At 58.4% G+C, this 16,190-nt stretch carries 17 protein-coding genes, 1 other RNA gene and 1 riboswitch; of the genes, 9 read left to right on the forward strand and 9 right to left on the reverse strand.

Features of this window, described 5'->3' with window-relative positions:
- Positions 1-12 precede the first annotated feature (12 nt).
- Entirely contained in the window at positions 13-654 is a 642-nt protein-coding gene (locus SJY13_RS17190) for a ribonuclease T2 family protein (RefSeq protein ID WP_377192613.1), read from the forward strand.
- On the opposite strand, the gene SJY13_RS17195 is transcribed toward SJY13_RS17190, so the two are convergent.
- Positions 651-1,139 carry a hypothetical protein gene (locus tag SJY13_RS17195; protein ID WP_377192615.1) on the reverse strand — a complete coding sequence of 163 codons (489 nt, stop codon included), beginning with the start codon at positions 1,137-1,139 and terminating at the stop codon, positions 651-653. The two genes, SJY13_RS17190 and SJY13_RS17195, sit on opposite strands and share 4 nt — an antisense overlap.
- 192 nt (positions 1,140-1,331) lie before the next feature.
- Between SJY13_RS17195 and SJY13_RS17200 the strand changes: the two genes are divergently transcribed.
- Complete coding sequence (locus SJY13_RS17200) at positions 1,332-1,790, forward strand: hypothetical protein (RefSeq protein ID WP_377192617.1); 459 nt, start codon at positions 1,332-1,334, stop codon at positions 1,788-1,790.
- 76 nt (positions 1,791-1,866) lie between these two features.
- On the opposite strand, the gene recR is transcribed toward SJY13_RS17200, so the two are convergent.
- The 3 genes from recR to SJY13_RS17215 form a co-directional block, all read right to left on the reverse strand.
- A complete protein-coding gene (recR, locus tag SJY13_RS17205) occupies positions 1,867-2,460 on the reverse strand; it encodes a recombination mediator RecR (RefSeq protein ID WP_377192619.1) in 594 nt (197 codons plus the stop codon).
- Between the two features lie 63 nt (positions 2,461-2,523).
- Positions 2,524-2,868 (reverse strand): YbaB/EbfC family nucleoid-associated protein, encoded by a 345-nt coding sequence (locus SJY13_RS17210; RefSeq protein WP_377192621.1) that lies wholly within the window; start codon positions 2,866-2,868, stop codon positions 2,524-2,526.
- Positions 2,869-3,102: 234 nt separating this feature from the next.
- Positions 3,103-4,854, reverse strand: a complete 1,752-nt coding sequence (locus SJY13_RS17215) for a DNA polymerase III subunit gamma/tau (protein WP_377192623.1) — start codon at positions 4,852-4,854, stop codon at positions 3,103-3,105.
- A gap of 159 nt (positions 4,855-5,013) precedes the next feature.
- Here SJY13_RS17215 and SJY13_RS17220 point away from each other — a divergent pair, with 159 nt between their 5' ends.
- On the forward strand, positions 5,014-5,532 hold the full coding sequence (locus SJY13_RS17220) for a protein-tyrosine phosphatase family protein (protein ID WP_377192625.1): 519 nt from the start codon (positions 5,014-5,016) through the stop codon (positions 5,530-5,532).
- Here SJY13_RS17220 and SJY13_RS17225 read toward each other — a convergent pair.
- Positions 5,517-6,050, reverse strand: a complete 534-nt coding sequence (locus SJY13_RS17225; RefSeq protein ID WP_377192627.1) for a hypothetical protein — start codon at positions 6,048-6,050, stop codon at positions 5,517-5,519. The two genes, SJY13_RS17220 and SJY13_RS17225, sit on opposite strands and share 16 nt — an antisense overlap.
- A riboswitch (cobalamin riboswitch) is annotated at positions 6,008-6,229 on the reverse strand. Its footprint overlaps the gene before it by 43 nt.
- 141 nt (positions 6,230-6,370) lie before the next feature.
- Between SJY13_RS17225 and SJY13_RS17230 the strand changes: the two genes are divergently transcribed.
- The gene (locus SJY13_RS17230; protein ID WP_377192629.1) at positions 6,371-7,228 is read left to right on the forward strand and encodes an alpha/beta hydrolase family protein; all 858 of its coding nucleotides are present in this window, start codon (positions 6,371-6,373) and stop codon (positions 7,226-7,228) included.
- Between the two features lie 24 nt (positions 7,229-7,252).
- On the opposite strand, the gene rsgA is transcribed toward SJY13_RS17230, so the two are convergent.
- From rsgA to SJY13_RS17245, 3 genes are all read right to left on the reverse strand, one after another.
- The gene (gene rsgA / locus SJY13_RS17235; protein WP_377192631.1) at positions 7,253-8,281 is read right to left on the reverse strand and encodes a ribosome small subunit-dependent GTPase A; all 1,029 of its coding nucleotides are present in this window, start codon (positions 8,279-8,281) and stop codon (positions 7,253-7,255) included.
- A 158-nt stretch (positions 8,282-8,439) separates the two neighbouring features.
- An RNA gene (ffs, locus tag SJY13_RS17240) (signal recognition particle sRNA small type) lies at positions 8,440-8,538 on the reverse strand.
- Between the two features lie 39 nt (positions 8,539-8,577).
- Positions 8,578-10,419, reverse strand: coding sequence for a bifunctional 2',3'-cyclic-nucleotide 2'-phosphodiesterase/3'-nucleotidase (locus tag SJY13_RS17245; RefSeq protein WP_377192633.1), 1,842 nt, complete (start codon positions 10,417-10,419; stop codon positions 8,578-8,580).
- 205 nt (positions 10,420-10,624) lie between these two features.
- Between SJY13_RS17245 and nudC the strand changes: the two genes are divergently transcribed.
- The 3 genes from nudC to SJY13_RS17260 are packed head-to-tail and all read left to right on the forward strand — an operon-like array spanning position 10,625 to position 12,600.
- Positions 10,625-11,605 (forward strand): NAD(+) diphosphatase, encoded by a 981-nt coding sequence (gene nudC, locus SJY13_RS17250; protein ID WP_377192635.1) that lies wholly within the window; start codon positions 10,625-10,627, stop codon positions 11,603-11,605.
- A gap of 39 nt (positions 11,606-11,644) precedes the next feature.
- Positions 11,645-12,112, forward strand: coding sequence for an SRPBCC family protein (locus SJY13_RS17255; protein WP_377192637.1), 468 nt, complete (start codon positions 11,645-11,647; stop codon positions 12,110-12,112).
- 17 nt (positions 12,113-12,129) lie between these two features.
- Positions 12,130-12,600, forward strand: a complete 471-nt coding sequence (locus SJY13_RS17260; RefSeq protein ID WP_377192639.1) for a GNAT family N-acetyltransferase — start codon at positions 12,130-12,132, stop codon at positions 12,598-12,600.
- A gap of 1 nt (position 12,601) precedes the next feature.
- On the opposite strand, the gene SJY13_RS17265 is transcribed toward SJY13_RS17260, so the two are convergent.
- A complete protein-coding gene (locus SJY13_RS17265) occupies positions 12,602-13,435 on the reverse strand; it encodes a prephenate dehydratase (RefSeq protein ID WP_085823327.1) in 834 nt (277 codons plus the stop codon).
- A gap of 119 nt (positions 13,436-13,554) precedes the next feature.
- Here SJY13_RS17265 and SJY13_RS17270 point away from each other — a divergent pair, with 119 nt between their 5' ends.
- Both SJY13_RS17270 and SJY13_RS17275 read left to right on the forward strand, forming a co-directional pair.
- The gene (locus tag SJY13_RS17270; protein WP_085823481.1) at positions 13,555-14,064 is read left to right on the forward strand and encodes a c-type cytochrome; all 510 of its coding nucleotides are present in this window, start codon (positions 13,555-13,557) and stop codon (positions 14,062-14,064) included.
- A 178-nt stretch (positions 14,065-14,242) separates the two neighbouring features.
- Positions 14,243-16,189 carry an extracellular solute-binding protein gene (locus tag SJY13_RS17275; RefSeq protein WP_377192641.1) on the forward strand — a complete coding sequence of 649 codons (1,947 nt, stop codon included), beginning with the start codon at positions 14,243-14,245 and terminating at the stop codon, positions 16,187-16,189.
- The last annotated feature ends 1 nt before the right edge of the window (position 16,190 follow it).

Consider the following 16,190-nt stretch of genomic DNA (forward strand, 5'->3'; position numbering starts at 1 on the left):
GGGAAGAGGTGAATGCGCCAGGTGAAGTTGGGGCTGATATTGTGGATGGTCACCGCCATGGCGGCGTTGGGGGATGGCGAAAAGGCGGGTGAGTTCGACTACTACGTGCTGGCGCTCAGCTGGTCGCCGAACTGGTGCGCGCGCGAAGGCGATGCGCGCGCTTCAGATCAATGCGACGCGCGCCATGACCACGGATGGATCCTGCACGGGCTCTGGCCGCAATACCATCAGGGTTGGCCTGCTTTTTGCCGCACGTCCGAGGCCCCGCCGACCCGTCGCATGACCCGGGAAATGACGGATATTCAGGGCACATCCGGGCTGGCCTGGCATCAGTGGAAGAAGCATGGCACCTGTTCGGGCCTCAGCGCGCCTGACTATTATGCATTGTCCCGCCAAGCCTATGGTCAGGTCCGGCGGCCCGATGTGTTCCGTAAACTGGAAGCCTCTGTCAAACTGCCTGCCTCGGTCGTTGAAGACGCGTTCCTCAAGGCCAATCCGTCGTTGGAGCCGGACATGATCACCATCACCTGCAAGCAGGGCTATATCGAAGAAATGCGGCTGTGCCTGTCCCGCGAGTTAGAGCCGGTACCTTGCGGTCGAGACGTGATCCGCGACTGCGCGGCCAAGGACGCGCTGTTTGATCCGATTCGTTAAAGCTCTTTGTTCTGGCATTCTCGGGCGTAGTCCAGTGCCTTGGCGGTGCCCTTCAGATCAATTGCCATGACAACCTCTCCGGCGGGATTGTACACCGTCATGGTCTTGTTCTGCGCGATGGCGTTGACGAAACTCCGGTCAGTGAAAAACACTGTCGCCCCCGGTACGTCGCGCTGATTGAACCCTATAGCGGTGGCGTCAAAGCTCTTGCCGTCCAGTTCGAACCGGATGGGATAGCTTTTACCCTGTTCGATCTCGCCCCACGCCTTGTTGTAGACGGCGAAATACCCGCGATTATCCAGTGCGTCATAACCGATGCGCACCACCGAGAGGTCCTGATAGATCGTTTGGATCAGACATCCGTTGCCAAGGGCCGGGTCCATCATGATGTTCCAGCCTTCGACAAAGCCTTTGTCTATCAGTTCTTGCGACCACGCGGTGGTTGCGGTGAAGGCGGCGAAGGTGAGGGCGAGAAGGCGGGTCATGGGAGGCTCCGGTAATGTGTTCGGTTTCGTGAATAGTATATTTAAGAAAGAAGTAAGTTGAACCGGTTCCAACCGTCCGAGTGATTTATCTTGGATCTTTTAGGGATGGTAGATCATTTTGAATGTGGATGCCTAAATTGGGCCATAGTTTCTCGTTCTTTGTCGTGGTAAATCTCTGGAGAAACAGCACTAATGCATTCAAGAAATTCATTCATTGCCGCACTAATTGCGTTACTGGTATGTGCAGTTCCTGGGGTTGCTGCAAGCAACAATGGATCCGGTTTAAGGGCAACGCCCATCGGCATTCCATGGTATGTGTCCAATCGCACTTCAAACTACCCTGGCGCGGAAGCGGCCATGCGTATCGCGTCATCAAAATGGCGTGCGCCATGGGCTATGAAAATCAAATCGGGGAAAGTTAGTGGAAAATTCCGATTGGTTTCAGTGAATGGCTCAACATACGTGGTGTTGGCCAAGATGAAAGGACCCTTTACCCTAAATTTTGAGGCAATTAAGGATGCCAGAATGGACTTGTTGCGCAAAGCCGCAGCTCAGTCTGGATGCACAACGCAGGGCCGCACACTCGCAAAATACAATTCGCAAAAGGTCATCGAGAAACTGTCCGCTCAGGTTCAATGCAATTTCCTGTGAGTAATGGTTGGCAGTAGCGACAGGGTGTCGTCTTGGAATTTGGGGCGCGAAGAATGCGATTGCCCAAAGACTGGCGTTACAATTCCTTCCGCGCCCTCAACGCCGCCGTAATCGTCCCGTCATCCAGATAATCCAGCTCGCCGCCAATCGGAACACCTTGCGCCAGTGAAGTCAGGCGGACCTGCCCTTCTAACTGATCGGCGATGTAATGGGCTGTGGTTTGGCCGTCGACAGTGGCGTTCAGCGCCAGAATGACCTCAGTGATCCCCTCGGCTGTCACCCGGTCCTTGAGGCGGGGAATGCGCAGCTCGTCCGGGCCGACGCCGTCCAAGGCAGACAGCGTGCCGCCCAGAACGTGATAGCGACCCTTGAAAACTGCAGCGCGTTCCATCGCCCAGAGGTCGGCGACGTCTTCGACCACGCACAGCTCTCCGGTCGCGCGAACCTCGCTGTCGCAGATGTCACAGATATCGGTGGTGCCGACATTGCCGCAATTCAGGCACTCGCGGGCAGTTGCGGCCACCTGCTGCATTACGTCCGACAGGGGCGTCAGCAGCAGGGCGCGTTTGCGGATCAGGTGCAATACAGCGCGACGGGCCGAGCGCGGGCCGAGGCCCGGCAACTTGGCCATCAGGTCAATCAGATTGTCGATATCGCTGTTCGAACTCAACGCGTACGCTCCTGCAAAAGGGCCGGGCAATGCGCCCGGCCGAAGTGTCGTCAGGAGTGTCTATCAGAAGGGCAGCTTGATGTCTGCGGGCAGACCCATGCTTTCGGTCAAGCGGGCCATTTCTTCCTGCGAACATTCCGCTGCCTTGGTTTGCGCGTCTTTGATCGCGGCCAGGATCAGGTCCTCGACCACTTCCTTATCGTCGCCGTTAAAGATCGACGGATCGATATCCAGACCTTTCAACTCACCCTTGGCGGTGGCAGTTGCCTTGACCAGACCAGCACCGGATTCGCCGACGACCATGATGGTGTTCAGCTCTTCCTGCATATCAGTCATCTTGGTCTGTAAATCCTGGGCGGATTTCATCATCTTGGCCATGTCGCCAAGACCGCCTAAACCTTTGAGCATCGTTTTTCTCCTATGAACCGGTATGAGGCCTAAATACGGGCGCGGTTGGCGCGGCACAAGTGCAGAGCGCCCTCCCGCTCGTCGTCAAGGTCTTTGGCAAGACCTTTCCTCCCGTTGGGCCCGGCAGCGCGGGCCTTGCCCGCGCTGCAGGGCCCAAGGTCGCTCAGGGAAATCGGCGTCAACCGATGGCCCGTGGCGGGCGCGGGAGGGGTTCGAATTGAGCGGTTTGAGGCTTCAATCTTCCTCGAACGGGTCCCATTCGTCTTCAACCTCAGGCAGGGCTTCGGTTTCAACCTTGGCCGCGCGTTGTTCAGGAGTTTCGATCCGCTTGATACGGGCATTGGGAAATTGCATCAGCACAGCCTGAACCAGCGGGTGCTGTTCGGCCTCGGCCTTGAGCGCCAGATCGGCAGCGTCCCTGACCTCGGCAATTGTGGCTGCGTTGCCATCTGCCACGATCGACACAGCCCATCGGTTGCCGGTCCAGCGCTGCAGCGCCGAGCCCAGCCTTTGGGCCAGATCTGTCGGGGCATTGTCCGACGGAGTGAACTCGATCCGACCGGGCTGGTATGAGATCAGGCGTACCCCGTTTTCGACCTCGACCAGCAGTTTCACGTCGCGGTTCGTTCGGATCAGTTCGACCACATGTTCGAATGTCGGATAGCGTGCAAGCGCCGTTTGGGTGTCCTGTGCCAGAGCAGCCGTTGGGGCGCCGGCGGGGCCGCGTGGCGCAGCGGCATAGGCGGACGACGCGGCCTGAACAGGCGCATGCGGCGGCACGGGTACACCGCCTCCGGGCTCACCATTTGGTGGCGGTGAAGGTGCGTCCTGCAGGCGCTTGATCAGTTCCGCAGGGCTGGGCAGGTCGGCCACATGGGTCAGGCGAATGACAGCCATTTCAGCAGCCATCATCGCGTTTGGCGCGGCCGCCACCTCTTCGAGTGCTTTCAACAGCATCTGCCACATCCGCGTCAGAACCCGCATGGGCAGGGCGTCGGCCATCTGCAGGCCACGAGCGCGCTCGTCCGGGGAAACAGTTGGGTCATCGGCGGCATCTGGTGTGATTTTGACGACAGATACCCAATGGGTGATTTCAGCCAGATCACGCAGCACGGCCAGCGGGTCTGCGCCTTCGGCATATTGGGCGCTCAGTTCAGTCAAGGCGCCCGCAGCATCTCCGCGCAGAATCATATCGATGAGGTCAAGCACACGCCCGCGGTCGGCCAGACCCAGCATGGCGCGGACCTGATCGACGTTGGTCTCACCCGCCCCGTGCGAGATAGCCTGATCCAGCAGCGATGTGGCGTCGCGGGCTGAGCCTTCGGCCGCGCGGGTGATCAGCGCCAGCGCGTCATCCGCGATCTGGGCGTTCTCTGCCGCTGCGATCTTGTTCAGCAACCCGATCATGTCTTCGGGTTCGATCCGACGCAGGTCGAATCGCTGGCAGCGCGACAGGACCGTGACCGGAACCTTGCGAATCTCAGTGGTCGCAAAGATGAATTTCACGTGTTCCGGCGGCTCTTCCAGCGTTTTGAGCAGCGCGTTGAATGCGCTGGTCGACAGCATGTGAACTTCGTCGATGATATAGATCTTGTAGCGCGCGCTGGCGGCGCGATAGCGGACGCTGTCGATGATTTCGCGAATATCGTTCACGCCGGTGCGACTGGCGGCGTCCATCTCCATTACGTCGACATGGCGGCCTTCCATGATAGCGACACAATGCTCGCACTGCCCGCAGGGCTCGGTCGTGGGCTTGCCGTCCCCGTCAGGGCCAATGCAGTTCATGCCTTTGGCGATGATCCGTGCCGTGGTTGTTTTCCCGGTACCGCGGATGCCCGTCATAATGAAGGCCTGCGCGATGCGGTCCGCCTCGAACGCGTTTTTCAGCGTGCGCACCATGGCGTCCTGACCCACAAGATCAGCAAAGGTTTCAGGGCGGTACTTGCGGGCGAGAACCTGATAGGCGGGGCTTGGCGTGTCGTTCATATCTGCTCTGTCGGATTCGGGTCAGGGATGCAGCGTAGTGACCCCCGGCGTCCGCGTCCACAGCAGGCTTGGGCGAATTTTGGTTTGCAAAGCCTTTTGCGGATCATAGAAACAGAAGATGGCCCTGTGGCGGCCGGAATTTGGATAAGGACGCGCCTTGTGACTGACTTCGCGATCCACGCCTTGGCAGTTGGAAACGGCACCATTGCCTTGTCGCCGATGCCGGGGCGCGGTGGCGCGTATTCGCATGATCTGGCTGTAGTCCACGACTGGCAACCGGATCTGGTGATCTCGATGACAACCACGCCCGAGATGGCCCAGAACGGGGCCGAAGGGCTTGGCTGCGATCTGGCGGATCACAATATTGCATGGGCGCATCTGCCTGTTCAGGATTTTGGTGCTCCGTCGCCGGAAATTGATGCCTTGTGGGCAGAGCTTAGCACGCAAGTGGAACAGATACTGTCACGCAGAGGCAAGGTGCTGGTGCATTGTCGGGGCGGCTGTGGCCGTTCGGGAATGGTCGTGCTGCGCATTATGGTAGCACATGGCGAGGCACCCGCCGCCGCGCTGGCGCGTTTGCGCGCGGTGCGGCCTTGTGCGGTTGAAACCGAGGATCAGGCGGCCTGGGCTGCGCAAGCAGCCCGCCTTGATCACATCTCAGGTCAAAGCGCGACTTGATTGTCGACCCGTGCGACCGGACGGGGTGCCAGTGCGTCGACTTCAAGCATCGCACAGGGCGGGTTCGACATCAGACCGGCAGGCATTGCGTTGATTGTGGCGCCAAACATCATGTCCGCATAACTGTCCAGAGTGTCAGCCAGAGTATCGTCAGGAGTGTCGCAGAACACCCGGATCCGTTCTTTTTGCGCTTTGAAACGGGCGGTACAGCCAGGCGCGCAATGGGTTAGTTCGCTGCTACCTTCGACCTGAAACTCTGGCCTTGTGACCGGAGTTGCGGTATTCATCGCGTCGACAATTGCACGGGCCATCTGTGCCAGGGCCGGACAGGTTTTACCGGTGCGCTGGCACACAGTTGCTTTGAATTCGTGGGTCTTTGTCTTCCAGATCATACTGCGCCCTCCGCGCGTGGAACGAGGGGCATGGATCAGGTGTGACAGCGCGCTGACAACCTGCCCGGACACCCCGCCCGAGTTTCGGTTTCGTTTGGATGGCAGGTCTCCTGACTTGCGGATCATCGCTTTGCCGACCTTCCCAGCCTTGGGGCCAGTGGTGTTTCGGCATTGCTCACCGCTTACAGTTGCGGGGGCAGTCGCGGCTTTGATCCGTTCCGGCATTGCCGGTGTGGACCGCACCGTGTTCCCTTTTCATCCCGCCCCGGGGACCGGGGACGAGAACCATCCCCCAATCGCTAGCGGCTGTGTGTGGCCTGAGTCAAGCAGGGTTTTTCGGTCGCAAGCGGACGTGTGGTCATGTTGGGCCGGTCTTGACTCGGGGGTTCAAAACATGCGGACTCACTTAGGTGAACCGAACAGTTCAGAATTGGAGCATGGACGCCATGTTGGACAACACACACGCGGTAACCACCGAGGATTTTCTGTTCCCCTCGGGCCCGGCCAGCCTGTCGGCGCGGCTGTACCTGCCGGCGACGCCTCCCATGGTCGCGGTTGTTGTGCATAGTGCGACAGGTGTGCCCCGGGATTACTACAAGCATTTCGCCCGCTGGCTGGCCGCCGAGCGGGGCATGGCCTGCCTGACTTATGACTACCGCGACTTTGGACATTCGTTGATCGGGTCGATGAAGGCGTCCAAGGCCACGATGGCCGAATGGGCGCTGGTCGACATGCCGTCTGCAAGGGCAGAGATGCGCCGGCGGTTTCCCGATGCCCAGCAGTGGAGCATTGGTCATTCAGTCGGCGGCTTGCTGGGTCCGATACAGCCGGATATTGATCAGATCGACAGGATGATTTGTGTCTGCTCAGGGCTTGTTACTCTGACTGACCACCCCTGGCCATACCGGGCGCTGGCGTGGATGTTCTGGAATGGGCATGCGCCGCTGGCGGTGAAGGCCATGGGGTATCTACCGGGCAAAGCGCTGGGATTTGGCGCAAACCTGCCCGCATCGGTGTATTGGCAGTGGCGCAAATGGTGCACCGCGCCGCTGAACTACGTACCAGAGATCGGGGATACCCTGCCTAATGCGCGCTGGGCGGGGTCGAATACACCGGTGGATCTGTTCGCCTTCAAGGACGACCAGATGGTGCCGCCAGACGCGGTCTGGCGGCTTGCTGATTTATATGGGCCAAAGGCACGTCGACACGAGCTGTCTCCGAGTGAGTTCGGCTTGCCCGAGATTGGCCATATCGGGGCCTTTGCGCGCCGGAACGCGGCGATTTGGCCTCAGTTGACTGCCTGATTGACGGGGTTGCTCACCGGGTGCCTACGGCCTTTTACGGGATTTCTTTTCCTGCATCACGGATCGCACCATTTTGCCAAAGGCCTTATCGCGGGCCCGCGATTGCGCCACGGATTCAGAGTTCCTCTGGTCTTCGCGCCGCAATTTTCGCCAGCGCTCCAGCCTGTCCGCATCAAGCACCCCGTCCGCAATCGCGTTCTGCACTGCACAACCAGGTTCGGCCTGATGCTGGCAATCGGAAAACCGACAGCCTTCGGCCAAGTCCAGAATGTCTGAAAAGACCTCATCCACGCCGTCCTGAGCATCCAGCAGCCGCAAGGCGCGCATTCCGGGCGTGTCGACCAGCCATCCCCGATTCATCATCTGGTGCAGCGCTCGCGCCGTCGTTGTGTGCCGACCGCGGGCATCGTCCTCGCGGATACCTGCGGTGTCTTCGCTGAGCCCCGTCATGGCGTTGGCCAATGTTGTCTTTCCAACCCCTGATGAGCCAACCAAAGCGGCGGTTTGTCCGGCAGGACACCAGGACAGGATTTGTTGCACGTCCGAGCGGTCCAACGCGTTGACAGTCAAAACGGTCAGGAACGGTGCCAGCGATTGCGCGCGTCCTGCGTAGGTCTGCGGGTCAGCGCAGGTATCAGCCTTGGTCAGGACAACAACCGGATAGCACCCGGCCTGATGCGCCATCGCCAGATAGCGTTCGAGCCGGGCCAGATTGAAATCGGCGTTACACGAGCTGACGATGAACAGCACATCGACATTGGCCGCGATCAATTGAACTTCGGCGCTGGTGCCTGCGGCGCGACGTTGCAGCAGGCTGCGGCGGTCCAAAAGGTGCTGGACCCGGTTTTGGCTGTCGGCCAGCACCCAGTCGCCGACCGTGAAATCACCGGTGGGCCGGCCCGGGGTCAACAGGGGAAAGTCGCCCTGTGTGTTCACACCGATCAGGCGATCGCGGTGAACGGCGTGAACGCGAAAGGGATCGCATGAAGGATTGGCCGCATGCTGCGCGGCAAAGTGAGAGGACCATCCCAGGTCCGATAGAGTAAGGGTCATTGGTCTGCCTGTGTTCAGGTACAGCGAACCGGCGGGATGGCGGTCGCGCATCCGTCGGTGATGTGTTCAGGCAGGTGTAGGAACAGGGTTCAGAGACGCTCTGCCTGAAGGGGTTTTGCTACAATCATAAAAGCCCTCCTGCGGCTGATGGTCTGTTTAAGTGAGAGGTTGGACATCGACCCAAGCGGGGCTCGTTGTGGCTGCTTCCTTCCGGATCTGACCAGGTTGGCGAGGCGCTCGCCCGCGCCAACCTCTCAGGGGTGGATATAGGCAACAGATGGCGGAAAGACAACCCGTCAGAGTGTCAATCGGATCAATAGAAAGCCCTCTTCATCCGAGCCAACTATATGTGGTTCGAATTCTGCAATCTCTGCCAGATGTTGACGGGCGGCCTGACCGGTTCTTAGGATTGTTTGACACGCGTTCATAGGCGCGAACCTAAACGGGTGTGGGGTCTGTTCCAGCAGGTCGGGGGGCAATTGTCCTGACAGGTAATCCTGTAGCAATCGCTGAATGGACAAAACCGGCAGGGTGATGCGATCGACATGATCGACAAAGGGGAAAAGCCCCCCGCCGATAGCCCGGTAATTGTTCAACGCAACAACAAAGCGCTGATCGTTCATCAACGGGCGACCGTCATGGCGGATGTCCTGAACCCGCCGATGGCCCGGGTCGATTAATCCTCCGTCAGCGCCAAAACGTGGCGGCTGGGACAGGTCGATTTGATAGGTCAGCCCTTGCAGGATATCGAAGTTGTGCCCGGCCCGGTTCGGATCGACCAGAGCGGTTTGATGATCCGGTGAAAGCTGATTGAAAACTCCAACGGACATGTCCAGCCAGTCCTGGATCTGTTCGCCTGTAACCACCACGGCCTGCAACTCGTTAGGGAAAACATACAGGTCATTCACGTGGCGCAGGCAGATTTCACCGGGTGGTACATTGGTAAAAAACCTAGGGCCCGCACGGCCGCCGAATTTGGAGGGAGAGACCGCCGACAGGACGGGCAAATCTCTGAACTGCGTGTCTACAAGATAGGGGCGCAAACCAGCCGCCTGTGCCGCCGCAACCAAAGAAAGCCCGCGATCCTGGGCGCAAAAGCTGAAGAAACTGTGCAAATGCCTGTCAGAGCGGCCCACGGGTTCTGCCGCGCGTTTGCGGGTCTCGGCATGGCCGTTGGCGAAAATACCAAGCAAGCGCGGGTCTTCGACAACCGGGTCTGGCGATCCCTTGGAATGTGCGGGGCACACGGGCCGCAGTTCTGCCCGCCGGTCCCGCACGGACCATCCGCCCGCTTCTGTCGCAACAAGTTTCAGATCGATCAGCCCAAGATAGGACCCAGTCGATCCCGGCATGACCACCGGTTTTCCATGCACCAGACCCCGGGCAGCATCGACATGTTCAATCCCGTCATGCGCGGCACCGGGCAGCGTCAGATGGGAATGCCCAGCGATCAGCGCATCAATGCCGTCAATGGCCGCCAGAGGAACAATGGCATTTTCCAAACCGGGTGTCGCGTCCGCGGATCCCAATCCGGTATGGGCAAGGGCAAGGATCAGATCACAGCCCTGCGTTTGCAGGGCCTGCACCTTATCCCGCGCGCAAGTCAGGATATCGTCCATGACAACCTTGTCTCGCAAGTGGTGCGCTTCCCATTTGGCAGTCTGCGGTGGGAGAACCGAAAAAACGCCGATTTTAAGCGGTATCTTCTGGCCCTGAACCTGTGCCGTACGGTGCAAGATCACATGATCCTGCCAGACTGAGGCCATATCTGTACGGTGTGCATTGCTGCAGATCACCGGACAAGGAGCGTCCGCCAGAACCCGATCCAGCACATCCAGGCCAAATCCGAAATCGTGATTGCCCAGCCCAATCGCGTCATACCCCAGATCGCCGAACGCCTGCATCAGGATATGCGGCGCTTTTGCTGGTCCCATGGCCCAATCGCCGATCGGCGTCCCTTGCAGCGAGTCTCCGTTGTCGAACAGCAGCACCAGATCACCCTCGGCCTCGTGCCGGGCAGCGCGGATCAGGCTGGCCGTACGTGTGAACCCGATCGTCGGTTCCGGGGCATCGGTATAATAATCGAAGCCATTCAGGTTCATATGCAAATCGGATGTCGCAAGAATGCGTAGTTTCAAGACGGCGTGCAACAGAGGAGGGGAACGTGTCAAATTTCTACTACAGGCAGTTATTCCTTAGTCATTTTCAACAAAAGGTATAATGAATGCAACTTGTAAGGCGCACATGCGGTGATATTGCGCCAAAAGATCCCGGGGCGAGAATTGCCATTGCAACACAGGTGCAGCCATGGCAGCCCTGTGCCGACGACCCGAAGGATAATCTATGAAACACGCAGAACTTGTGACGTTTGGGGGCTCGGGGTTGGATCGGGCGGCACATATGCGGGGCGACGCCGATCAGATGGCGCAGGCGCGGGCGCATCCTCGGGCGGCATGTCTGTTGTTCTGGCGCGGCAAACCGCTGGTGCAGGGAGAGGCGCTGGATCAATTGGGCCTCATACCCATGACGCACGGGTTGGTCGAAAACGGGCCAGGCGGCCAAGTGGAGCAACCCATCTTTCTGGGCCTGTCGGACGGGGCACCGGTCTTTGCCCTCGATATCTCGGACTGGACGGCCGAGGGGTTGGACTTGTCCGATGTCGGGGCCTTTCTTGACCGGTCAGAACAACAGCACCCGGATCTGCCCCAGGGCCATGTGTTTGCCGAATTGCGTCGGATTATGACCCGCCTGTCCGCCCGTGACGCCGAATTGGCTGCAGCCACCAAAGCCGTGATCAGCTGGCATGAGACGCATCGGTTTTGCGCCCGGTGCGGGGCGGCCAGCGACCTTGTGCAGGCCGGGTGGCAGCGCAGTTGCCCGTCTTGCGGCGGTCAGCATTTCCCGCGCACCGACCCGGTGGTGATCATGTTGATCACATATGGCGATTCGGTGCTGATGGGGCGGTCTCCGGGCTGGCCCGAGGGGATGTACTCGCTGCTGGCCGGATTTGTTGAGCCCGGCGAGACGCTTGAGGCCGCGGTCCGGCGCGAAGTCATGGAAGAGGCCGGCGTGCCTGTTGGGGTGGTCAGCTATCTGTCCAGCCAGCCTTGGCCCTTTCCGGCCTCGCTGATGTTCGGTTGTGCCGGTGAGGCGCTGTCGCGTGAAATCACCATAGACCCGGTCGAAATCGAAGACGCGATCTGGGTCACCAAGTCCGAGATGATGCAGGCCTTTGCTGGCGAACACCCTACGATACTGCCAGCCCGAAAAGGGGCCATCGCACATTTTCTGCTGCAAAACTGGCTTGCGGATACGCTTGACTGACAAAATACTGGGCCAAAAGGTAAGAGACCAAGAACCACTATGCAGTTTTCAGCGCGCGAAGATATCGAAGCCCCCGTAAATGCGGTGTTCGAGATGGTTGCCGACTTTGAACGGTTTGAACGCATGGCAATGAGACGTGGGATTGAGGTACGGCGTATGTCGGACCATATGGGCGTTGTGCCCGGTACCAGTTGGCAAACCGAATTCCGACTGCGCGGCAAACCGCGTCACGTTGATATTCAAATGGCCGAGTGTGAGCCCCCGTCACACATGCGATTTGAGGCTTCGAGCAAAGGCATGAACGGATTCACGCTGATCGAATTTCTGGCCCTGTCGCAGCGCAGAACGCGGCTGAGTGTGGATATGACGCTTGCGGCCAAATCCTTGCCTGCGCGGCTTTTGCTGCAATCCTTCCGGCTGGGGCAATCCCGGTTTCGGCGGCGTTTCCAGCTGCGTCTGAAAGAATTTGCCAGAGAAATTGAAGAGCGGCACCTGCATGGGACCTAGTTCAACCGGACATTGGCATGGATAAGCTGATCATTCGCGACGCCACTACAAACGATGCTGAAGGCATTTCTGCTGTATTGCAGGATCTTGTGGTTGCAGGGAAACGCAGAAAGGACAGCGATGCGGGGTTTGCTCTGGCGCACTACATCGCGCATCCCGATCAGCTGTGTTGTAACTTGGCTTTGGATGCACAGGGTCAAGCCTTGGGGTTTCAAGCGGTGAAACACGCGATCGAGGGCAATCCTTACGGCGCCCCCGAAGGCTGGGGTGTGATCGGGACACATATACGCCCATCCGCTGCCCGCCGCGGCGTGGGGCGCGCTTTGTTTCACGCGACGCTGAGGGCTGTGCAGGCCTCCGGAATTACGGTAATCGACGCGACGATTTCCTCCCGGAATGACGAAGGTTTGGCCTATTACAGCGCAATGGGGTTTGTCGATTACCGGCAAGGTACCGGCACCGTGTCCAAACGATACACGGCGGCCTGATCTATCCGCGCGGTTGCGCTGCCGGATAGACACCCAGAATTTCCACATTGGTGGTGAAATGCTGCAGCTCATCCATGGCCAGCTGCACGTTCCGGTCGTCCGGGTGACCGACGATGTCCGCATAAAACAGGGTCGCGGTAAACGAGCCATCGACCATGTAGCTTTCCAGCTTGGTCATGTTGATCCCATTGGTCGCGAACCCGCCCATCGCCTTGTACAGCGCCGCCGGAATGTTGCGCACCTGAAACACAAAGCTGGTGATCATGCCGTGATCACCGCGCCGTGACATGTCTGTTTGCCGTGACATCACCAGAAACCGGGTCGTGTTGTTGTCGCGGTCCTCGATATGGCGCGCCAGCACGTTGAGGCCATAGATTTCGCCGGCCAGTTCGCTGGCCAGCGCCGCCGAATGCAAATCGCCCTGTTCCGAAACCTCGCGCGCGGCGCGGGCGTTGTCGGGGCTCACCCGACCCCGGATGTTGTGTTCCTTCAGAAAACCCGCGCATTGCGGCAGCAAAACCAGATGCGAATGCGCCTCGGTCACGTCAGACAACGTTGCACCTGGGACTGCCAGCAGGTTGATGTGCACGCGGACAAAAGCTTCGTCGATGATATGCAGCCCACTATGGGGCAGAAGGCGGTGAATATCAGCGACCCGGCCATAGGTGGTGTTTTCGACCGGCAGCATGGCCAGATCGGCGTCACCGGCCCGAACCGATTCGATAACATCCTCGAACGTGCGGCAGGGCAGGGCCTCCATATCGGGGCGGGCATTGCGGCAGGCCTCGTGGCTATAGGCGCCGGGTTCACCCTGAAATGCGATACGTTTGGTCATTTGGTCGATTCCGTGCAACAAGTTCTTGAATTGGGCGTTTAGTCGCGGTGTCTATACCTTGCCTCTTGCAAGGGGAAGCCTTAGACACCCCGCAGACAGCTGAAATGGACACGCGATCAATGTTCGACACGATGACAGTTACCAAGGCCGCGGCAGGCCTGTTTGGCACCTTCCTGGTGCTGCTTCTCGCCAAATGGGGCGCCGAAATGCTTTACCACGCCGACGGGCATGGAGAGACAGCTTCTTACATCATCGAGACCGAAAGCGCCGGTGAAAGCGCTGACGGTGAAGAGGTGGTGTTTGAGGAAATGCTGGCCGCCGCCGATCCGGAAAAGGGCGCCAGAGTGTTCCGCAAATGTACCGCGTGTCACAAGCTGGAAGATGGCGCAAACGGCACTGGACCCTACTTGTTTGGCGTCGTCGACCGCCCGGTTGCGTCGGCCAAAGGCTTCACCGGCTATTCGGCCTCAATGCAGGCCCATGGCGGCAACTGGACACCCGAAGCCCTGGATGCGTTCATAACGCGCCCAAGCGCATATATTTCGGGCACCTCCATGAGCTTTGCAGGCCTGAAAAAGCCACAGGACCGCGCAGACCTGATTGCTTACCTGCAGACCATCGGCAACTGATCCTGCGACCTGCAACGATGAATATCAAAGCCGCTGCCTTGTGCAGCGGCTTTATTTTTTTGTCTAAGAAGAACTTCACAAAGCGTTCACGCATTCTAAACTTGAAACTGACAGTGCTGGCCTTTTAGCAAGGTTTAGGCGCATTAAGACGTCCAATAGGGTTGTAGGAGAGGCGAGCATGACAAAGATTCGCAACAGATCGACGCAGACCACTACCATAAAACGGCGGACTGCCCTACAGCTGTTGGGCGGGAGCGCGGTGGCCGCGATGACGCCGGGTATCAATGGGGTGTTTGCCGCAGGTGAGGGCAGCGAAAAAATCATCAAAGCGCACGGATATTCTTACTTTGGTGATCTTAAATACCCCCCGGATTTCAAGCATTTTGACTATGTGAATCCAGATGCGCCGATTGGCGGCGAGATTTCGGTTTCAACCCGCGGCACGTTTGATGGCATGAATCGCTTTAACTGGCAGGGCAAAGCCGGTCGCTATTCCGGGTTGATCGCAGAAAGCATGTTTGGAGACAGCCCGTTCGGGTCAGCCTCACCGGCGGATTCCATTACCGAGGCCTATGGTCTGCTCGCTGAAGCCGTAGAATACCCAAGCACCAAGGAATGGTGCATCTTTTACATGCGGCCCGAGGCCCGGTTCGCCGACGGCACGCCTTTGACGGCCCATGACGCGGCGTTCACTCATGACCTTTTCCTGGAGCAGGGTATTCGCAGTTATGCGCGTGCAGTTAAGCAGCGCATCGAAGGGTATGAGATCATTGATGACCATACAATCAAATTCAATTTTGTCGACGGGATATCACGGCGGTCTCTGATCTCGCAAGTCGGTGGAACGCCTGTGTTTTCAAAAGCCTGGTATGAAGAAACAGGCGAGCGGTTGGACAAGCAAAGTCTGCTGACACCGATGGGCAGCGGTCCATATGTGGTCGATGATTTTGAACTGAACCGGTACATCCTTTATCGGCGTAATCCGGACTACTGGGGCTGGAAATTGCCCATCAATGTCGGTCGGCACAATTTCGAAACCGTGCGGGTCGAGTATTTCGCAGATGACGCTGCGGAATTTGAGGCGTTCAAAGCTGGCGTTTATAATTTCCGGGCCGAAGGCAGTACAAAGAAATGGGCGACTGGCTATGATTTTCCGGCGGTCGACAAGGGGTACGTAAAGCGCGAGAGCATTCCCGTCATGACGCCGCCCTCGCCCACGGGCTTCATCTTCAACATGCAGCGTGCGCCTTTTGACAATATCAAAGTGCGCGAGGCGCTTGGGCTGGCTTTCAATTTTGAATGGACGTCCGAGTCGCTGCAATATGGCCTAACGGAACAGCGCCATTCCTTTGCAGAGAATTCCGAAGTCGCGGCTGATGGGCTACCCACCGGTGCTGAAAAAGCCTTCCTGGAATCGTTGGGCGATCTTGTTCCCGCAGAGATATTCTCTGAAGAGGCCGTGCGCGCGCACAGTTCAAACGCCTCTCGCACCGTGGATCGCCGCAACAAGAGAACGGCATTGAAGCTGTTTGAAGAGGCGGGATGGTCAGTTTCTGGTGACGGGAAGCTGCGGGATTCCGATGGCAATCCGCTGAATGTTACAATCATGCTGAATGCCTCTTCGTCGGACACGGCTGAGGCCATCGTTACAACCTATGCCGGTAGCCTCGAAAGCTTTGGCGTTGGCGTGACGGTTGAAAAGGCCGATAGCGCGCAGTGGATACAGCGGTATTACGACAAAGATTTCGACATGATCTTTTTCCGCAATCAAACGTTTCTGGAGGCGGGTACGGGGCTGAAGCAATCCTATGGCTCGGAAACGGCGGTTGTGTCGTCCTACAATCCTCAATCACTGCAAAGCCCGCTTGTGGATGCCATAATCGACGCGTCGCTCGAAACCAAATCGCGCGAAGAGGAAATTGCTGCGTTAAAGGCGTTGGACCGTGTCTTACGGCATATGCGAATTCAGGTTCCTACTGGATATGTGTCGGATACCTGGGTTGCCTATTACGACATGTTTGAGCACCCTGAGGTTCTTCCGCCTCTGGCCGTTGGGCAGTTTGACTTCTGGTGGTTCAATGAAGAGAAGTATCAGAAACTCAAAGCCGCAGGCGCGGTGAGGTAAA

The sequence above is a fragment of the Ruegeria meonggei genome (genome assembly GCF_042768335.1).
Taxonomy (GTDB): domain Bacteria; phylum Pseudomonadota; class Alphaproteobacteria; order Rhodobacterales; family Rhodobacteraceae; genus Ruegeria; species Ruegeria meonggei.